An 18992-nucleotide genomic window follows, 5' to 3' on the forward strand; every position below is an offset into this window, starting at 1 on the left:
AAGATCTCTGGCAAATTCACTTTTTGACCGCCTCCGCTTCAACTGCAACTAGCAATTGAGCAAACATTCGCGATTCGCGGAATCCGAGGAGTCGCTTCGATGCCGTATCGTATATGGAACGCGCCATTCCGTCGCTTCCAAAATTGACCTCGTACAAAGCCCCCGTCTGACTGTGCTGCATCAAACTCCATGTTAACTTTCCGTTTAGGAGACGGCTTATCTGCTTAGATCCTGAATACTTGAATTCACGGATCGCACCGCTTCTAAGCACATGTCGAGAAAGTTGTCCGCGACTCAAATAGGTCATAACCTCGGCGCTTCCATCAGGGTATTCACATCTCACCACATCACCACGGTCATCGAATATTTCGCGCTTCAGACCACTTGCCAAATGTGTAATTCGCTCGTGCAATAACGGTGAAGCTCCTTCATAAACGTAGTCGGTTCGCGTTTCGTTCTTTTCAGTCTTCTCTACCAAACGACCAAGAGAGTCGTACTTCAGGACTTGCAGTATACTGGAGCCCCCCGCATCCCGCTTAGTGACAACTCTGCTCAGTCCAGCACCATATTGCGTAGTTTCGAGAGCATCTGCAATTCTCTCCCTAATTGTTCGCCCCTGATTGTCAAAGCTTGCTAGCGCAAGAAGTCTCGGCTCTGTTGAACCCTTTTCAATTGTTTCTATCTTTCGGGCCTTCCCATAACCCATCCCGGGTGTTAACATAAAATAAGTTCTCTTCACCGATCCATCTGGCAACCCATGTTCCCAGATGCCGGTCTTCTCATCATAGGAGTAGCTCTCACGCTTCCCGTCACGGTCAGTGGCGACTATCTTCGCCCTCGCTCCGGCCGCAACGCCCTCAGGGATCTCGACGTTGTACGTGCGATTCCCATCAGATGCTATCGCTCCGCTTCCGACGTTCCATTTGAATGTTTCGTCATGCTGCTTTCCCTTGCCAAGCTGTTCCTCCAGGCTCATCGCCTGCAGCAAACCATCCTCATCAGGCCGGTAGCCAATCTTGCCTTGGTAGTCCTGATTGTCCTTGATTGACCCGACACTGGGAAGCATGCGAACGGGCAGCGCCTTCCCCAGAGCTTTCGCCATCACAGGAAACTCCGTGTACCCGAACTCCGTCCAGTACTTGTTGGGCACAAGTTCAAACCTCTCCAAGTGCCCGGTCGGACCGTATCGGGCCGTGAGCAGATCCCCCTTCTTTTTCGAGCTGATCTTGCCCACTCTGGTTCCATCGTAGGCCCACCTCAATTCGTCACCCTTGGGAGTCGTTGCCTCCACAATCCGGCCTTTGTGGTACCGAAACTTCCAGCCTTCCTTCTTGTCCACCACTTCAAATGCGTCGCCTGGCAGCAACTTGCCCGCTATGGCGGCATCCAGAGAATCATACGCATCGGGCTTCTTGGGGTCCCTGAACAAGCGATAGACGAAACCGCCCGGCGAATGGACCGTCACCTCAGTTTCGTCACTCTGAGTGACTGTGCTCTCCAAAAGCGGGAACCACCAACCATATCCCAGGCAGCCATCTGACACATAACGTGGCTTGCTGTTGAACAAAAACCGCACCGGCAACTCCGTGGCCTCATCAAGCGTGATCTTCTCGTCACAGAGCCACCACTTGCTGAAGCATCCCTGGCGATCAGCACTCCAGAGAGCATTGTTGAGGTACTTGAACACAGGCGGCACTGCCGCATGCGCCAGTGAAGACACAAACAACCCCAGCAGGACGAGCAAACTCCCTTTCATGCAGACGAAGAGACCAAGCTTTTCAACCAACCGTTACACCTGTTCACCAGCAACCCCTACCAACTTGTTGTAGGTGGATTGGTAGTCGACGAATCACAAGCCGCAGCGGCGGTCCCACCTGTCTCCGAACTGCTGTAACACGCAGAAGAACCTCCATTGTGACGCAGGGCGGCCGCCAGATTGAATGCCTGATGCCCCATCACTAGGAGCCCCGCCAGAAGAACCGCTCTGAATGCTTTTTTCATATTTCAGGAGAATTTGTGGAGATTATCTCCATGGTTACGCAGATGTCCACCAAAAGTTCACCCCATAGTAGTGTTTTCTCTCTCGCGATAGAAAGGAGATCCCTTATGGCCTTCCGGCTAGGTTTGGGCATTGTCATAGCGGTCGATATCCTCATGCGTTTGTTGGACGTGAGGGAGCATTATACAGACGATGGGATCTGGCCACGCAATGCCGCGATGGTAGATTTTGGCAAATACCCTTGGCTTTGGTCGCTTCACTACCTGAACGGCAGCCTCCTCTTCAACACCGGGCTTCTTATTGTCACTGCATTGTCAGGACTCTGGCTTGCCTCTGGAAGATCCAATCGATGGGCCACATTGATAACGTGGGTGCTGGTGTCCTCAGTCCAACATCGGACTCCCGGTCTAAACATGGGTGCGGACACACTTTTGCTTGTATTGCTCTTCTGGAACTTCTTTCTGCCTTCATCGACTCTTACTTCCGATAAGCAATTTTCTGCTCCAACTACCGGCTGGCCCCAGCGAGCACTTCTGCTTCAAGTATGCCTCATGTACTGGTCGACCGCTTTGTTCAAAAGTCATCCTGTATGGCGGTCCGACTATTCTGCCGTTGAGTTCGCATTGGGAATTGAGTCCTTTCAGGCGTATTTGGGTCCCGAAGCCCTGAGATTTCCTAGCCTTTTGAAGGTTCTAACTTGCTCGACGATAGTTTTGGAGGAGTTGGGACCAATTGTCGCACTGTTGGGCAGTAGATTTTGGATCGCCCGTACAGCAGCGGCGATTTCATTCATGGCATTTCATTTGCTCGGCCTGGGTCTCACAATGCGACTTGGCATCTTCCCATGGGTGTGCGCGGTAGCTTGGCTGCCTTTCCTCCCAGCACAGTTTTGGGACAGAGTTGCCCACCATTTTGGCCGTCTGGCCCGCCATCCACAGGTTGACACTTGTAGCCAACAATTGCCACTCCGCCAATGGTACCGCCTGCCGAATCCCCTTGTCATCAGCTGCTTGCTATATGTGTCATGGTGGAATCTCTCCGTCCTCTACACAAAGCCTCTTGCCAAGATCTTCCCCGAGATGCTTCGCACACCAGGACACTGGTTGGGTATTGCCCAAAATTGGCAGTTTTTTGCCCCTCGGCCGGCTACGCGAGACGGATGGTATGTCGCCAAGGCCAAAACTTCCGACGGCAGGGAATTCGACCCTCTCCATGGGGGCGGTCCAGTCACTTGGAACAAGCCAGTTCAGGGAGTTGCCAAGGAATTCAAAAACTCAAGGTGGCACAAGTATCTGCACAGCACTTTTCTAGGGCGACGCCAGTCCCAAGTCGATGAATATGCGAGATACATCACAAGGGAGTGGAACCAGAGTCACACAAGCAAGATCGAATCGCTTGAATTGTACTACATGCTCCAAGATCATTTCCATCCGGAGGATGGAATCCGGCCGATAAAGGTCTATCCCAGCTCTGGACTCAACTCAGAAGGCAAAGCTCTTTTTCAAGGAGACATCCGATGGGAGGCGGAACAGGCAGATCAAAAGCAACCGGTCAAAAAGTAGCACCCTCAACACTCAGAACAGCGGTTAGCCAATTCGGAACATATTGACCTGCCAAGGGACAGGGTTCGATTGTGAACCTCTTGGACGCAATTCCTTGGGGCTCCCAAAAAAGTTTTGCTTCACCTGTCCAGAATGCCCCCAACAACACATGAACCTCACCGTGTTCCTTGAGTTGCTCAAAGACAGTGTTGGAGGGATTGCCAGGATTGATCAACCAGATTCGCCTCGCAGCCACCGGGTTGAACTGCAACTTCTCTTCCGCGACACCAACACCCGAAACTACCGCTATGTCCACATCCTGAATGTTTCGACTATGCTCCTTCCATTGTATGTGAAATCTCGGTGCTAAATTGCTATCCTCAGCAGCGGATCGAAGCTTGTGTCCGTAAAACGCGCCGAGGACTGCTTGATCAGGCTTGGCTACAAAAACGGAAAGCTGCTCACCTCCTTTCCCGATAGTCACGATCCCCTGGCGGAGAGCAAGTTCCAGATGGCCTTTTCCCATACCCCCCAATACCGCCAACACTCCCAGGAGCATCATTCCGGCAACAGCCGAGACCGCGAATAGAATACCAGAAGGCCAGTCGGCAACAACAACACGGGCCACAACGACACAGACGAGCGAGAGGGTTGGCACTATCCAAAGCCACGGTTGATGGGCAGTGTCACTGAAGGATGCGGAAAGACCAAAGCATATCCACACCGCCAATGGAACAGACAACCAGTGTTGAGCTCTTCCCGGAAAGCAAAGGACGATGACGGCGGCCCAAGACAAGACATAGGCTATTCGGATTCCCCATCCAAACTCGACTAGCCAGGTCAAATGACTGCTCACAAGCTGACGGTACTTCTCAAGTCGACCCGTCTCCTGATACCATTGTCTGTACGCATCGCTCGCCCGCCCAGCTCCCCAGCCCTCCGGGGCATCCCACATCATCCTGGGCACCTTTTCATAAATAGCCCATCGATTAACCACTGAACCATCTTGCGCGACAAAACCTGGTTCATAGCGTTTTGAGGCACCTAAATAGCCACTGTAGCCGACCAGAGCCGCAGCGGTGACCACACATGCAATGATTCTGTTCGCGGGCCATCGTCTCACGCAGCAGACGAGGACAATGGTTCCTCCGACCAATGCGACAACCGAACCGCGTGAATAGGTGTGCACCAGACACGCGCCAAGCACGGCATTGGCTGATAACGAGAGCCAGAATCCGTACTTCCACAGATAAGCGGCTATCCACAATGAGATCATGAGAGTTGCAATCAACGCTCCCGTGAAATTGGGGTTTCCAAGGCCCCAGTCCAAACGGCGCACCCCCTCGAAAAAGTAGTCCCTCATTTAGCCTGTGGTTGAGCTTGTCCTGCTTGAGCCGCCGGCAATGCGGCGAATGCTCGTCCATCATCTGCTTTCCGCGTAGCTTCTTCCAATGTCATCCCCCACGCTTTAGCAATTCCCTCCGTTGGCAGGGGCACACGCTGTTCCTTGGGCACCCACCAGTTGTCTGCGTCACTGGCAGGACTGATTTCATGATTGATCAGGTCCCCAAAGTATGCCGGTGCTGCCATGTTTTTTGCAAACAGTACCGCAGGCGGAATCTTGGGATGCCGATCCTTGGCACGCTGCTCGACACTTGTTCGCCGGAGGCTCAACGCATAGTCAAAGAACGCCACCGAAAGCTCTTCAATGTCGCGTCGAGACGCATGACCAAGGCTTGGCCCAGCCTTGAAGATCATCGGGAGTTTGGCTTGAAGGCCACGTTGGTAGAAGTCGAAGCTGTCACGAAATCCCCCATCAGCCTCACCGGTTGTTACCAGCCAGAGCGTCTGCTCGGCACCTCTGGAAAATGGTGCCCTGTAGCCCACTCCGATGTGAGTATGAACTGCAAGAAACTGCCCTGGGTAGCGCATCGCGATTTGATTTGAGAAGAATGCGCCCCGGGAGATTCCGTAGAGAAGCATGCCATCGTTGGGCAACTTGTGCTCAGACGCAATCTTTCCAACACCTTCTCTCCAAGCTTCACCAAAGACACTGAACTTACGCTGCAGTTCATTCTCCATCTCAGGTGTCAAGGTGTCGATCCTGGTGTTAGGTGGAAGCAAGTGAGCCGTATTCCAGGTTATCATCGCAAGGCCGCTTCGATCAGCAAACCTCACCAGATAGTCGTCAGTGCTCTTGAGTTTGTTGACCAGCGAAGTGTCCTCCTGCTGCCAGGTGCAGAAACAGAGGATCCCGTTGGGACTCTGGCCTTTTGGAATCGATCCTGGCACCCTAACGAACAAATTCAGCTCAGGCATCTCCGGGAGCTTTGTTTTGAACGTTCTTTTGGCAATCTGAGCAAGGGGTGTTGATTCAGTCTCTTTCCGCATTGACTTCCAGATCCCCAGAAACTCCGAATTGGGGAACCACGCATAAGCCTTCGGATCGGGCCTTTCGGTCATCGAACGAGAAGGTGGTGTCAAACTATGGAGGTGAACCCAGCGGTTCATCTCCTTGTTGGAGCTAAAAACAGAGTCCAGGAAGCTTCTGGCAAAGCTCTCCTTCACCCGAGCGGGCAACCAAGCCTGGGGCATCGCCATGAATCCGACTGGATTGTACGGATCCGCACGACGCAAGTCCTCGAAGTGATACAAACTGTTTTTGTACTGACCATCGGATTCGGCCACCACAATCCCCGGGGGAACTTTCAACAAAGTGGTAATCGCAGGAAACTTGCTGGCACCGCTGCAGTACCAAGCCCGGTATCTGGAGGGAGCGCGGACCAACATAAACTGAAACCAGGTAGCGGCAGCACCCTGTGCATGCACCACCAATGGCAAGTCTTTGTAGTCGGCTCCCGCGAGGCTGTTGAGTTCTCTGTAAAACGCTGTTTCGAGACCCTTTACAGCCGAGTCATCAGAACGGACAGTTCCCTGCTTCAACCCCACCAGCAATACCGACCACTCACGTTTCTTTGCGTAGTCAATCCACTCAGGATCGAACCTCACCATAGCGGGGAGAGTGCTGTTTGCTATCACCAGGACGGCCTTAGGCGCTGCCACATTCTTGATCCACCGCAACTCACACGAGGCAAATTCCCGCGTGCTGAAACTCCGACGCCCGAACCCCGGCGTCATTTTGGGCCAGTCAACAGGTCTCAACGCCTTAACAACGCCAACAAACTCAGTGCTTGGATACCATCCGAATCGTATGGGATCAGGCTGGAATTTCGCGTCCTCAGGGTGAGGGGTAAGCGTGTGAACATTTAGCCATTGTCCGGACTTTCCACTGCCTGACAGACTCTCCTTCAGGTAAGACAGGACAAAGCCATCCACAAGGGACGGTTCCGCCTTGATGTCCCACCCCGCAAACGTTATCTCGTTGTTTCTATTGCTTGATCTCAGTTCTTCGAAGTGTTCGAGATGCCCGATATACTCCTTTTCGCTCAACGACAAGATTGCCCCAGGTGGCCATACAAAGTCCTTCCTTCTCGGAATCTCCGCGAAGCGGGCGGCCCCTGCCAGAACCCACCTCGTTTGTCGACCAGGATGTCGAGCCATCCAGCTCTCCAGCCAAAAACCTGTTTCGCCCGATAGGTACAGCATGATCGGCACTTTATGCGCAACTTGATTGGACACCGAATCCGAAGATCCTGACTCCTCAGAATCTCTCTTGGGGGCAGAATCAAGAAGCTTGCTGTCGATCCAATGCGGCAAGGTTTGCTCGATCGCATCGACGATGATCTTGCTTTCAACCTTCTTCACCACGTTGAAGCGCAATGTCACGAGACTCGTTCCCGTTTCCCTCGCAAACCTAATCCAAGCTTCGTCACGAAAGATGTCGCTTCGATCTGCATCATTCGCAACGACAAGAACCCTTCCGCAGTCCGCTTTCGGAGCATACCCCTGGAGCACAAATGTCTCGAATTCATTCTTTGAAACCAGTTGATGCTGCAAAACCTCCACGCCAGGCAAATTCGTCCCTTGCAGGTGGTCAGCAACTTTTGCACCAGCATCGGTGGTTGCACCGTTGCCATCCTTGCTTTGCGCGCTCACGGTCAAGGACGTCAGGCCCATTGTGAGACACAGACTGCTCAAAATCAGTTTGAATGCGTTCATGGTGCACTCGGTGTTTTTGTGGGGGCCGGGATCGTTCCTGCGCTTTGTACCGGAGGGCTCGGCGGTTCTGTAGCCTTTGAGGCCGTTGCACCCGGGCCAGGACCTTGCTTGGGAGCACTTCCGACACGCCACGCTTCCTCGATATCGGGATTGGGCAATCTCTGACGATTGGCATCTGGAACCTGTCCCTCATCCTTTCTAAAATAAACTCGACCGTTAGTCACATCAGCCACTGCCGGTGCCTCTTGCATTTGCTTAAGCATGTATTGGGACACTTCCGCTACCGCGGGTTTGCTTCCCGCCTTTTGCAGCGCCATTGCATCTCCGGCATCTTTTGCCCATACGAAAAATGCAACACTCAGCGGTGTTGTCCAATCATCAATAGTTCCGGCGGCTCCCTGCGGAGCCTTAAATACTACCGGTCTTTGACTCGACGCCGAGGACCTAAAGTACTTTAGAGACTCTTCATAACCCCGATGCTTGCCTCCTGAAGTCAGCAGCAACGGTATCTGACTGGAGCTTGCCGAAGTGGGAGAGAAGAGGGAGCCAGCGTGAAGATGCACGGCAGCATACCTTGTAGGATCCTCCAAAATCAGAGCCTGTCCGAAGTCGGCTCCACTGCCATTGGCAAACAGATAATATGGCGAACCAGGCCATCCCAGTTCCCGAATCGCATTGCCCACGACCCGCCACAGTTCTGGATTCACGAGTTTAGCCACCTTGGCTATTCGCACCACATCCTGTGGATCCGTATCAATCCCTAGGCCCAGCTTTTTGACATTCACAGCAATCACCCCAATGCGTTCTCTCTCCCACAAAGCTGATCTGAGGTCTGTGTTTGACTTAAGGCGGCCAATCAGAGCCTCATCGTCATTTTCCCAGGTAAGCCAGAGCTGCACCATTCGCACGGGAGCCCCCTCCTTCACCCTGCCAGGAACTCGAAAGTAGATCTTGGAGGATGTCGCGAGCTCTACAAGGTTCAACTCCGCTGCGGCTATGGCACAATCGGGTCTTTTGGGTCTTTCTTGATGCAGCAGCTTCCATGCACCGGGCAACTCGTCCCCCGCAACCCATGATTGAAGTGTGGCCGAGGGAGCCTTTTCCAACGTTGCACAATCCATCTCGGTATGAATATGAAACCACCGTGATTGAGCAATTCCACCCGACAGTACAAAGCTCAAGGAATTCTGCGCGTAACGATCCAAATAGGCACGCCCCACACCCTTGCCGTCTATCAGCAGGAAGTTTATCTTGTTTTCAACTTTGGTGCGCCGGAGATCTTGAAAGAAGAACAGGTTCTCCTGGTACGACTTCGCCAGCGTCGACACGACTATGCCTGGAGGATACTCAATGCCCCTCGGCACAAACGGATACCGTGGCACATCGCTCGTGCACCAGAACCCCCACAGCCAGGGTTGACGCATCATAATGCGATGCATCCAGACGGCTCCAGAACCGCTGGCAAAGCATACCCCTTTTAGATTTGCCCCGTATGCTTCCTCTGCAAGCCTGTAAATCCTGTTCGAAAGATCCCCCGTCGTCTCGGACAAACGCCGGGCAGGCTCCTGTGGATCAAATCCAACTGAAATTATTCCTAGTTGGTGTTGCTGAGCAAATTTGACCCAGTGGGGATCTTCGAGAGGCACCCTGGGCTTGGCCATCTCCGAGGCAACAACGATATATGCCTTGGGCTTCGCAGTTGCTGGAACCCAGAAAAATTCTACTCTCTTGAAGTAATCGTTTGCCCCAAATGCCTTCCGTTCAATTCGATATGGCAGAGCATTTGCCCGCATCTCTTGCATCGCTTCTGGACCCTTCGGTTGTGCCACAGCGGGTGTCGTTGCTGGCGGCACGGTTGCAGCAGGAAGGCTCTTTTGACCCAATGCCGTTTGCTGCGCCGGCAATCCAGGCACCACCACCAGCAAGGTCGAAAACAATGCGCTCTGAAAGATCTTCATGGCCGATGAAAAGTTTCCCATTTTTTAGCCAGTTTCGGAGATGGAAACCAAGAAGCGAACGTGGGGTGAGTGCTGACGTCCTTCGGGTCCAGTTCCCTGCAGGTGCCAATATCCCTCCATACCCCTGAAGGACGCAGTTTCGACAAGTGGCTTGCAAGCAGCGATTCAAAGTATTCTCTCGCAAAGGATTCGAACTCCGAACTTCGCTTATGGGACGCCTGCGGAATGCTGATCCAAGTCCACTGTCTACCAAGCTCCCTTCCTCTTTGGAAGTGCTGGAGTGAAGCCCAATAGCAGGTGGCATCAAATTCGCCACATGCCACCAGTGCTGGGGCATATTTTTCAGATGGGGCGGCCGGTTCCCATCTTACAACTCCACATCCGCTCCAACCCACCACTTTGTCAGGGTAAATCTCGGCAAAGGAAGCTGTGAATCTGGCACCTGCTGAGAAGCCGTACACCAAGAGAGGAAGGTCACCTGCGCCAGCTTGCTTGAGTGCCTGGATCACCAGGGCTCCAGACCCCAGCGTTGCGTCGGAATAGCAAGCCAGCGGGTAGGATTGCTTCGACACAAACCAGATGCCACAAAGCAAGATCTGGTTCCGAAGAGCATATTCCTGCCACTCCTTTTCAAGCAGCCACTTGCCGCCGTTTCCGTTCTTCCCGGGGCACAAAATGATTGCCGCCTTCGGTTTGTATTCTGACTTGAGATAGAAGAAGTCCGCCTTTTGGATGTGGTCGTTGGGCACCAATTGCAGATGCTCTAGAACTGGAGGTGCGCACTCAGCCGTTTCCAGCCCTGAGAAGCTCCACCATGATGCGAGCGCACACAGCACCACTCGCGCTGCTGTACCAGATCGTTTCATTAGTGAAGGGAATTCTTGTTTCGTGCCAGCACCACCCAGGCTATCCCCAAGCCCACGACAACATGGACTATCAGTAGAACCCATGACGCATTGTACTGAGCTATTGCGGTCTTGGTTGTCTGCTGGACAATATCATAGTGCCTGAAGGACTCGAAGGTCCTCAGGTAGCCACTCCATCCCCAGTACGCTGCAATAAAAGGTCGTGTCAGAAGGGTTAGCCAGGCTGGAAGCGCCAGCACGGCACCAGACAGTGGTAGCTGAAGACCAACGAGATAGATGGCCAGCAACGACGCCCTCTCCGGCGAACGTGAAACAGCTGAAAACATCAAACACGTCGAACTCATGGCCAGAGTCGACAGGAAGAGTATCCAAAACTGAGCTCCAAGTTCCCCTGGGAAGCCGCACATGGTTTTCACGAACCAAGTCATCGACAAGCTTTGCACCAGACTCAGTACAGTCACAAAGACCACTTTTGTCCCGATGTAAGCAAAGGGGGACAGACCCGATCTCAGCTCCTTGTTCAGAACATCCCTTTCTTTGGCAATCTCCCTGGCTCCATTATTGGCCCCTATCAGCGTCAAAAGGATTACCTGAAACATGCTCAGGCCAGCGACCAGCGAAGACACATGAAAAGACTCCTTCATCAAATGGAGCCTCTCGGTAAGTCCATCCACCACACTGGTTTCAATCCTTAGCGAGAGACTTCTGACTTCAGGGAGCCCATTCGAGGCAAAGACGGCCACGAGAACCGGAAAAGTGATCAACAGCATTAACTGAAGCCACATCTGCCCCTTGTCTCTAAAGAAAAGAGTGGCCTGCCTTTGAAGAAGTACACAAAACTGTCTGATCACTCCTGCCGGTGCTGCGGTACGCAGTGCAGTTGGTCCTCCCCCTCGATCTGAAGTCCCGGATTCCAATCGTGTTGCCACGAGTTGGTCGGCTCTCCCATATACCTCTTCCCACGAACTCGCACCAAATGACGGAAGGACCTGGTCTGGTGGACCGTCATAAAGCAGACGCCCTCGGTTGAGAAACAGTACCGTGTTGGCAAACTGCAGGTTGGCTACCGAATGAGTCACGAGAACCACCGTCTTGCCTGTCTGCTGCACCAACCCCGCCATCCATTGCATCATTTCAAGTTCGGCATGGGGATCCAGCCCACTGGTCAATTCGTCCAGTAGTAGAAACTGCGGGTCACTTACCAATTCCTCCGCCAGCGCCAGCCGTCGCCGTTGTCCTCCAGAAAGAGTGGCCACACGCTGATGTAGGATCGCAGATAGTCCTGACAATTCCACAATCGACCTGAGCCAGGCCGCCCTGTCATTCTGTGAAACTCCACCAGGCAGCCGTAGACTCATGGAATTGCTCAGAACCTCCTCAACCGAGAGATTCTCATGAAATGCCGCGAACTGAGGCAGGTATCCAACTGCAAGCGGTAGGGCCGTGCGAAGCTCAGCGGGATCATATCCTCCAACCCGCACAAGACCCGAAGTAGCAGAAGTCAAACCGGAAAGCACCCGCAAGAGCGTACTCTTACCGCACCCACTTGGACCAACCAAAACAGCGAAAACACCTCCTGCAATTTCAAAGTCCAGATCCTGCAGCAGCAGCTTGGCGGGGTCTTTTGAAGCTGCAAAGCTGAGCTGATGCACACTAACTCCTGTCATGGAATCGTGAAAGGGGGTGTAGGGACGCAATGGCTGTTCGACACAACTGGATCAATCAGCTCTGCCAGAATTGCTGTTCTTGGTCCCCTCTGGCGATTCCGCCCCTTTGGCACCACGCTCAGCAACTGCTGATACTGGCGCAGGTCTCCCCAGAATCGTGTTAGAGATGCGTTGAATCCCTTCATTGGCAATTTGGCTGGGAGGATATTGCCGTTGGGCATTGAGCATCCAGGTCAAAGCAAAGCCGTCATCCCCACGCCTTTCGGCATCGCGGGCTTTTGAGATGGATGCAACGAAGTCTGTCGCACGCACCGAGACGTCGGCACGAAATTTGTTAAGCTTCGAATCTTCGGGCCAATCTTGTGTAGCCAGCTCCAAAGCTTCCCAAGCGCCGAATGGATCTCGACTGCGGTCGAGAAGACTGGCCTTTTCATAAGCTAGTTCAGCACCTTTTACTTTTTCCAGTGCACTCTTCAATTGCTCTTCCCGTTTGGGGTCTCCATGTACCGCCCCGGCGAATTGCAACTGCTTCTCGAAAATGAGCCTGAAGTTTGCATCCTTGACCGCACGGTCAAAGTCGTCAGCCCCCTGGTTTTTGGTATCCTGTGATGCAAAAAACTGCTTGGATGCCGTCTCCAGATCGGGATTTCCAGGCCATGTCGCCGCCGCCACTCGGAACTCCTCCATTGCTTTGTCGAGTTGCCCCTGTTGCGCCGCAAGCTTGGCCATACCGAGACGCATCTGACTCTCACGTTTTACACCGTCCACCAAGGCCCTTGGCTTCGTGCCATCAAAGTCGACAACATCCTTCTCAAGTGCTTTCAAAGTGGTCTCCAGCTTCACAAAGTCCTTCGCTTCAATCATTGCCTGCACCTGCTGAAGCTTCTCGTAGTACTCAGCGGTTTGCAGCTTTTGAGCCCTCAATACAGACTGAAATGCCGGATGATACTGAGACTTGAAAAAAGCTTCGCGTAGGATTTTGGATCCTGAAGCAACTTTTTGCTGCTGTACTTTGAACTTGAACACCTCAATATCACTCTCCGTTTGACGAATGATTTCCGATGACAACGCCGCCTGCTGCGCCAGTTCTGGAGGCAGGTCCCCGTCCCCGAACAGAATCCTGTAGAAATCCGCAGAAACTCTCGCATGATAGTGACGCCTTCCTTGAAATAGGACGTCGACGAACTTTTTGAAATCAGCCTTGGCCTTCTTCTCAAGCTCTTCCATTTCCTTTTCATTGAGACGCATGCGGGCCCTCGAATCTAGGGAATTAAAGTATTCCTCTGTGAGCTGCAATTTCCCCATCACTCCGCTCACCGCATCTGACGCATCTTTCGGGCTCGGGAGAAATGCCTTGTTACCATTGTTTTTGTCGCCTTGATTGCCCTGCTTGCTTCCCTGACCCTGAGGTCGACCATTTATGGCATTGCGGCGGGTCCGATCCTCCTCCTTACGCCACACATCATCTGAGATCATGTCGGCATTCCGACTCGCAACCTTGACCTTCTGCTGAAGCGCCCTGTTGGCGGCATCCAATTCAGCCTGGTTGTTGCGCATGTCCCAGAAGCTCAATACGCGGTTGGCAAGCTGCCGGCTGATCCCAGCATCCCACGGATACTCGCTTAAGGTGTAGAGATTCCCGACAGCTACTGCGGCCTGCCGCTTGTCACGGAGCAAATTCACCGTTTGCTTGAACAGATCCTCGTATGCCTTAACTTCCTGAGCATCCACTTCGGCGGAGTTGAGGTAACTTTCCAGTTCCGGTGGAATGAGATTCTCAGCTCCACTGAGCATGTCTGCGGCCATTGCTTTTTGCTGCATAGTTGCAGCTCCGCCTGCGCCACCTTGGGCCGCTGAGCCATCACCAGGCTTGCGATTGTACAGATAGTCGAGTGTCGTGCCTGTCGCCCCCCCATTGGGACTGCCTTGTGGAGATGGGGTGTTGCTTTGCGGTGCAGCACCTTGAGACGTGGCTCCAGACTCCGGCGCAGGTGCGCCAGACGGTTGTTGCGCAGCAAGGCCAAGGCTGAATCCCGCACAGATCACAAGCCCAATAGCCCTACTTCTTCTTGAATCTTCGCGCATAGATAATCCCTCCTTTGCCGACTTCCAGTTCTGCGGTGTACCCCTGCCCCTTTACAAACACGACATTGTTTTGGTCCGGTGGTACAAGCACAGCTAAGTTCTTTTGTGATGTCTCCTCGCGAAACGAAAACAACCGTCCCTCGGAGATGGCCGAACCAAGATCTGCATCGACCACAAGATTTGCCTGAAACCGACCGCCAAGAACCCGCTCGTATCCAGCCATATAGTCTTCCACAGGGAACCGCTCCAGCGTCCGGTAGGGATCCCCGGTGAACGTAAGGACGTAATACCCGATGCCTAGAATGGCGATTGTGGCAATGGCCCCCACCACTGCCCACACGGCAGCATTCCCTCTAGGCTTGGATTGCATACCTGTTTGAAAATGAGCAAACGGCGGCGTCACCATTTGAGGCGGTGACACTTTTTCGTGCTGATGCTCGGGGCCGGAGTAGTCCATCGCCCCAGATGCTAGTAATTTAAATCCTGATGGCAAGCATTCTATTCATAACTTTTTGGAAATCACTGCCTCCTCCAAGACCTTCAGACGTGATTCGCAAAACTGCCCATGACTAGGACCTCTTCTTCCCCGCCCACCGCTTCTTCTGGGCCTCAATAATGCGCTGACGTCCCTCTTCGGACATCACTCGCTTCTTCCTGGCTGCCTTTTTCGCCTTGGGAGCTTTCTCCTCAACTTCCAAAACCACCTTCGCCGGCCGACCACGACGCTTGGCAACTACGGGAGCATCACTGGACTCGCCAAGGATCGCAGCCAAGTCGGTTTCCAGTCGCTGGATCTTTTCAGCGATGGCGAGGGCTTGTTTGAGGGCTTCGACAGACGGTTTGGATGAGGTATTGGCCATGGAGGCAGTGTAGTCACAAAGTATGACGCTCCAAGCAGAATCTTAGGGAGGAAAGAGCCAGGCAAAAGTTCGCTTGCACTCTCTTCGTCCACACTGCGGCCCCTAGCCGAAGATGTCATCGAGAGAACACTTTAGACGCTCCATGACTGTCTGAAGCCTCCCGAGGGTGATACTCTGCTGGCATTGCTCAAGCCGAAAGATGGTGGATGCAGGAAGGCCAACCTTCCTAGAGAAAGCAGCATAGGTCATCTCCCCTCGCTTTTTGCGAAGAAAGGCAGCTAGCTTCTCATCCAATTCTGATGCCACCCGCAGAGAATTAGCGAGAAGCCATTCCGGATACGGAATATTTGCCTTGACCGGGGAATTTCCTAGAGGTTATTCGACCCATGCCTCGCCGATCAACCGGAAGGCCCACAAAAAGTTCGGCCATGGAGATCTTCATCCTCAGAGACGGCGAAAGTACCGGCCCCTACTCTCCTGGTGAAGCCAGAGAGCTTATTGACTCACAGCAGTTCCCCGCATCCACACCGGCTTGGTACGGTCGTCTGACAGCCTGGATGCCGCTTGAGAAGGTGCTCGAACACATCGATCTCCCTTTCCCGGCACCGGAAATACCGACTCTCCCTCAGGGATCTGCTTTTCTGGTCTGCATCAGCGGCCCGGACAAAGGAAAACGGGCATCTCTCAAGGAGGATTCCCCGGTCACCCTCGGCCGGTCCGCTTCCTGCAGCATCCTCTCGGACGACTCGGACGCTCTCGACGAACACATCCGGATTTCGGTCGCCCAGAAAAAGGTCACCGTTGAACCCCTGGGGGCAGCAACGGTATTCTTGGATGGTCAGCCGTTCGCCGGCGGCAGCTTTTCCGCCAAACAACAGCTCCGTATTGGTCGATCCCTCTGGCAGGTCGAAGCTTCTCGCGACTTCAAAGCCAGTGCCGAAAAGATGCTCGGCTCGGTCGCCAGCAAGATCAGCTCCGCCGCGGGTCTTGAGGAGCTTCAGGATTTTCGTTCTGCCAATCTCTTCTCGGCAGTCTTCAAGAAGCGCACGGACGAAGAGTTTGAGGTACACTTCGCTGCCGGAACCCCCTCAAACACCCCTGAACTGGCGCAAATCGACACCCGCTGGCCTCAACCGTGGGCATTCCTGCGAGCGTTCCTTCTCTCCATTGGTGCATTCATTGGCCTCTACTACACCTGCTTCCATTTCGAGAACCTCAAGCTCATCCCAGGAGTCATCATCGTGGGAGCTTTTGCAGTTCCACTCTCGATCCTTGTTCTCTTCTTCGAGATCAACGTCCCTAGGAACATTTCCGTCTATCAGGTCATCAAGTTGGTTCTCACGGGAGGCATGCTCTCCTTGCTGGTTTCAATGTTCCTCTTCCAATGGTCGGACAGCATCGGCCTCTCTTGGATGGGCGCTTCCGTCGCTGGAATCGTAGAAGAGTCCGGAAAGTTGGTCGCCTTGATCATTGCGGCCAGAAAACTGCGGTTCCCATGGACTTTAAACGGTCTGGTACTGGGTGCCTGCGTCGGAACCGGATTCGCAATTTTCGAGACCGCTGGCTACGCATTTGACGCATTGATCACCGGTTGGGCCACGCACAGCGGTTTCCAAGGGGTGGTCATGATGACTGAGACCCTGCTGGTTCGCGCCATCTTCACTCCTCTAGGTGGACACGGAATCTGGACTGCGATGGTTGGAGCAGCCCTCTGGAGGGTAAAGAGAGACAATCCCTTCAAGTTCGAGATGCTCAAGGATCCCAAATTCCTCCGAGTCTTCATCGTTGCCGTTCTTCTTCACACCATCTGGAACTCGCCTCTGGATCTGCCGTTCATGACCAAATACATGGCAGTCGGCTTCATTGCGTGGGTGGTGGTGCTCAGCCTGGTCCAGATGGGATTGAGAGAGGTGCGGGAAGCTCAAGCCATCACAACACCGTCAAACGAGGCGTCAACACTTCCTGATTCCTCTCTCCTTCAACCCGATCAATCATGAACTGCCTTGGCAAGATCTCACTGGCCTTTTTTGGCGTCATCATCCTCTTCATCGCTCTTGCAGCCGGATCCACAACGCACACGGCAGTCCGCACTGTCGAACGTGGAGGTTCCGGATCAGGAGCAGCGATAGCCTTCCTACTTTTACTAGGAGCGGGAGCTGTGGCTTTCGTTGTCTACTCTGCTCGCCGCTCGAATGCACAGGATAAACGACGTCAAAAGTCCAAGGACGAACGCCAAGAGCTGCAACGGGCCGAGGAAATCGTCAGACAGTACGGTAGCGACGGAGAGAAACACGCGGTTGCTTCCGGCAAGGTCGACGCCCGAAGTTTGGCTCACGACATTCTCGTAAGGGCTCGCCAAAGGCGCTGACCCCCTCCCCTCATTCCAGCACAACAACTGGTATAGCAAAGTGCAGACAAAAACCACTGCACTCAAAAACCATGATGAAACACATCGTTACCACCATCGCACTCACCATTCTGGCATCCTCAGCCTTCAGCCAATCCGTTCTCAAGGACGAACTGAAGTCACTGAAGGATAAAAAAGAGGCGGCGTACCAGCAAGCCGAACAGGTGAAACTGGATCAACTCGCCAACGTCAACAAGAAGTACTACGAGGTCTTGAAGCAACTCCTGCTCAAGGCCAAGGTCTCCAACGCCAAAGACAACGAACTGATCTGGGGCATCAAGCGCGAGCTTGCTGACCTGGGACACTTCGAACCGGAAGACTGGTGCTACGGGACCTGGATTGTTGGCCCACGCCCTGAAGATCCACACACAGTGTTCAAGCTCGACTTCGACGGAGCAGTCTACCGGGTCAACAGGGATACCGGCAAAGCCTTTGAAGACATTGGCTCGTCGAAACTGGAGATCCTGAGCGACGCCAAGGTGAAGTTCAAGAGCTATCGCATTGTTTACGAGGTTCAGAAGATCTCAACAGGCAAGGCGAAGTTCTCATTGTTCACCGAGCAGGGCAAAACAAGCGAAATGCCGGCAGTCCGTCAGTAGGGCTCAGTATGGAGGGGGCGGCGCAAGCCAAACCCTTTTTTAGCTGACCGAGCACGCAGTTCTTGGAATGTCTCCAATCAGTTCAATTTCGCCGTTAGACTCAAATTCCTTTATCGGCCTTATCACCAACGGGAACGCCTTGAGACAGGCAAGATCGGTGGACCACTCGGACCAGACTAGCGCAGCGCCCAATAGACTCAACGACTCAGACGCAGTCTTCCCAGTTAGGTGACAGTCTACACTGCATGCCCTCTCCCATTCTAGGAACCACATTGCTGCGGTTGCTCCATCTTTGATCGGACAACCGCACCTGCCATCACGATTATGCGCAGCCCCACTGACAAAAGCCTCCCATAGTAGCAGCGACGGAATTTTACTAGATCTCCACTTCGAGACATCAAGTGTTGCATAGACCTCTGTTTTCAGGTGGTCCATTCTCTTCAGCAGCCACGCACACTGATGGAGGCCAATCAACCCAACGTAGCAGCCTACCTTTCCAGACCACGATGGCGATTCATTTTCAGATCTCCGTTTACTCAACATACCTGCGTCCACCGGAACAGGGATATAGCCAGGCGATTCAAACCCCAAGGCTACGGACCTTCCAGATCTTAGATCAAATTCAATCCATTCTGCCAACTTTTCAATGCTCCGATGACCTCTAACTTCATCGGAGTGGGTACTCAGAGCGCTTATCCGTGCCCATCCAAAATTCTTCTTCAGTGTGGATCCCACGTCACAGGCGTAGATGACCCTTTCCGGCAGATCTTTCTCGTCGTTCATCATCCTTTGATAGTTGCACCCAATAATCGATCAAATTCAGTTCGCCTGCCGCAAGCTAAGACAGATTCGGCCGACCTGCAAATGCGGTTCTTTTAGTGGTATAATACA

At 53.3% G+C, this 18992-nt stretch carries 15 protein-coding genes; 4 read left to right on the forward strand and 11 right to left on the reverse strand.

From position 1 onward, the window contains the following. Positions 1–16: 16 nt before the first annotated feature. Entirely contained in the window at positions 17–1756 is a 1740-nt protein-coding gene (locus VSP_RS18670) for an RHS repeat protein (RefSeq protein WP_009962605.1), read from the reverse strand. Between the two features lie 350 nt (positions 1757–2106). Here VSP_RS18670 and VSP_RS18675 point away from each other — a divergent pair, with 350 nt between their 5' ends. Next, a complete protein-coding gene (locus VSP_RS18675) occupies positions 2107–3561 on the forward strand; it encodes a hypothetical protein (protein WP_029190562.1) in 1455 nt (484 codons plus the stop codon). Here VSP_RS18675 and VSP_RS18680 read toward each other — a convergent pair. The 9 genes from VSP_RS18680 to VSP_RS43990 form a co-directional block, all read right to left on the reverse strand. Next, complete coding sequence (locus VSP_RS18680; RefSeq protein WP_009962607.1) at positions 3551–4903, reverse strand: O-antigen ligase family protein; 1353 nt, start codon at positions 4901–4903, stop codon at positions 3551–3553. The two genes, VSP_RS18675 and VSP_RS18680, sit on opposite strands and share 11 nt — an antisense overlap. Next, complete coding sequence (locus VSP_RS18685) at positions 4900–7659, reverse strand: hypothetical protein (RefSeq protein ID WP_156345256.1); 2760 nt, start codon at positions 7657–7659, stop codon at positions 4900–4902. Before VSP_RS18685 ends, VSP_RS18680 begins: the two co-directional genes overlap by 4 nt. After that, positions 7656–9617 carry a hypothetical protein gene (locus tag VSP_RS18690; protein ID WP_009962610.1) on the reverse strand — a complete coding sequence of 654 codons (1962 nt, stop codon included), beginning with the start codon at positions 9615–9617 and terminating at the stop codon, positions 7656–7658. The genes VSP_RS18685 and VSP_RS18690 overlap by 4 nt, the downstream gene beginning before the upstream one ends. Beyond that, positions 9614–10483: an alpha/beta hydrolase gene (locus tag VSP_RS18695; protein WP_009962612.1), complete on the reverse strand. Its 870-nt coding sequence runs from the start codon at positions 10481–10483 to the stop codon at positions 9614–9616. Before VSP_RS18695 ends, VSP_RS18690 begins: the two co-directional genes overlap by 4 nt. Beyond that, positions 10483–12150: an ABC transporter ATP-binding protein/permease gene (locus VSP_RS18700; RefSeq protein WP_009962613.1), complete on the reverse strand. Its 1668-nt coding sequence runs from the start codon at positions 12148–12150 to the stop codon at positions 10483–10485. Before VSP_RS18700 ends, VSP_RS18695 begins: the two co-directional genes overlap by 1 nt. Before the next feature lie 51 nt (positions 12151–12201). Then, complete coding sequence (locus VSP_RS18705; protein WP_157210961.1) at positions 12202–14235, reverse strand: hypothetical protein; 2034 nt, start codon at positions 14233–14235, stop codon at positions 12202–12204. After that, positions 14210–14692, reverse strand: coding sequence for a hypothetical protein (locus VSP_RS18710; protein ID WP_156345254.1), 483 nt, complete (start codon positions 14690–14692; stop codon positions 14210–14212). The genes VSP_RS18705 and VSP_RS18710 overlap by 26 nt, the downstream gene beginning before the upstream one ends. A gap of 112 nt (positions 14693–14804) precedes the next feature. Then, positions 14805–15095 carry a hypothetical protein gene (locus tag VSP_RS18715; protein WP_009962616.1) on the reverse strand — a complete coding sequence of 97 codons (291 nt, stop codon included), beginning with the start codon at positions 15093–15095 and terminating at the stop codon, positions 14805–14807. Between the two features lie 102 nt (positions 15096–15197). After that, the gene (locus VSP_RS43990) at positions 15198–15401 is read right to left on the reverse strand and encodes a helix-turn-helix domain-containing protein (protein WP_009962617.1); all 204 of its coding nucleotides are present in this window, start codon (positions 15399–15401) and stop codon (positions 15198–15200) included. A gap of 122 nt (positions 15402–15523) precedes the next feature. Between VSP_RS43990 and VSP_RS18725 the strand changes: the two genes are divergently transcribed. The 3 genes from VSP_RS18725 to VSP_RS18735 all read left to right on the forward strand — a co-directional run bounded on the left by VSP_RS18725 (position 15524) and on the right by VSP_RS18735 (position 18101). Beyond that, complete coding sequence (locus VSP_RS18725; protein WP_009962618.1) at positions 15524–17092, forward strand: PrsW family glutamic-type intramembrane protease; 1569 nt, start codon at positions 15524–15526, stop codon at positions 17090–17092. After that, a complete protein-coding gene (locus VSP_RS18730) occupies positions 17089–17463 on the forward strand; it encodes a hypothetical protein (protein WP_009962619.1) in 375 nt (124 codons plus the stop codon). The genes VSP_RS18725 and VSP_RS18730 overlap by 4 nt, the downstream gene beginning before the upstream one ends. Positions 17464–17534: 71 nt before the next feature. Continuing rightward, entirely contained in the window at positions 17535–18101 is a 567-nt protein-coding gene (locus VSP_RS18735) for a hypothetical protein (protein WP_009962620.1), read from the forward strand. A 39-nt stretch (positions 18102–18140) separates the two neighbouring features. On the opposite strand, the gene VSP_RS18740 is transcribed toward VSP_RS18735, so the two are convergent. Continuing rightward, positions 18141–18887, reverse strand: a complete 747-nt coding sequence (locus VSP_RS18740; RefSeq protein WP_009962621.1) for a hypothetical protein — start codon at positions 18885–18887, stop codon at positions 18141–18143. Positions 18888–18992 lie beyond the last annotated feature (105 nt).

Origin of the sequence: Verrucomicrobium spinosum DSM 4136 = JCM 18804 (assembly GCF_000172155.1) — a bacterium.
In the GTDB taxonomy this organism is placed as follows: Bacteria; Verrucomicrobiota; Verrucomicrobiia; order Verrucomicrobiales; family Verrucomicrobiaceae; genus Verrucomicrobium; species Verrucomicrobium spinosum.